General features: G+C 68.5%; 1 protein-coding gene. It reads left to right on the plus strand.

The genetic code is table 11. The annotated features are described in order from the left end of the window. Positions 1–221: 221 nt before the first annotated feature. Positions 222–1,022, plus strand: an 801-nt coding sequence (locus ACOADB_RS20680; RefSeq protein ID WP_378602870.1) for a diacylglycerol kinase, incomplete at its 3' end; no start/stop codon positions are given.

A 1,022-nucleotide genomic window follows, 5' to 3' on the forward strand; every position in this document is an offset into this window, starting at 1 on the left:
CGCGCTGCTGCGCGAACCCGACCTGGTGAACCGGCTCGCGTCCGGGGCCGTGGGCGGCGGGATCTGCATCCACTGCAACCGGTGCATGCCCACGATCTACTCCGGGACGCGTTGTCCCGAGTGGGGTCCGGGTGAGGTGATTCCCGTCGCCGCCCTGCGGTAGCGGGCTCGAGACCCACAAACCCTTCCGCAAGACTAGAACCTGTTCTACATTGGCTCGCATGTCGCAAGCCATCCCCGAGAAGCCACTGCGTGTCGTCGTCTGGTCCACCGGCACGATCGGTCGCCACGCCATCGCCGGCGTCGACGCCCATCCCGACCTCGAGCTCGTCGGCGTCTGGACGTCCACGGCCGACAAGCACGGCAAGGACGCCGGGGAGCTGGCCGGCCTCGATCGCGAGCTCGGCATCAAGGCGACCACCGATCGCGACGAGCTGATCGCGCTGCGCCCGGACTGCATCGTGCACGGCGCGATGACCGACGACCGGCTGTTCGAGTCGATCGAGGACCTGACCGGGTTCATCCGCGACGGGGTCAACGTCGTGTCCTCCGGGCCGGTCATCCTGCTGCACCGCGACGGCACGCTGCCCACGGAGATGATCGACGGGATCGACGAGGCCGGTCGTCAGGGCAACGCCAGCCTGCACGTCAACGGGATCGACCCCGGCTTCGCCAACGACGTCCTGCCGCTGGTGATGACCAGCCTCAGCCAGCGGATCGACCACATCAAGGTCAGCGAGATCGCGGACTACTCCACCTACTACCAGCCCGTCGTCATGAAGGACATCTTCGGCTTCGGCCAACCGATGGACACCCGCCCGATGCTCTGGGAGTCCGGCATCCTGAGTACGGCGTGGGGCCCGGTCGTGCGCGTCATCGCCGCCGGCCTCGGGGTCACCCTCGACGAGCCGCTCGTCGAGGAGGTCACGCGCCGACCCGCCCCGCGCACGGTCAAGACCCACTCGGTCGATGTCGAGGAGGGCGCCATGGGCTCGGTGCTGTTCCGGGTGATCGGCACCGTC

Origin of the sequence: Nocardioides sp. CPCC 206348, assembly GCF_048654705.1 — a bacterium.
In the GTDB taxonomy this organism is placed as follows: Bacteria; Actinomycetota; Actinomycetes; order Propionibacteriales; family Nocardioidaceae; genus Nocardioides.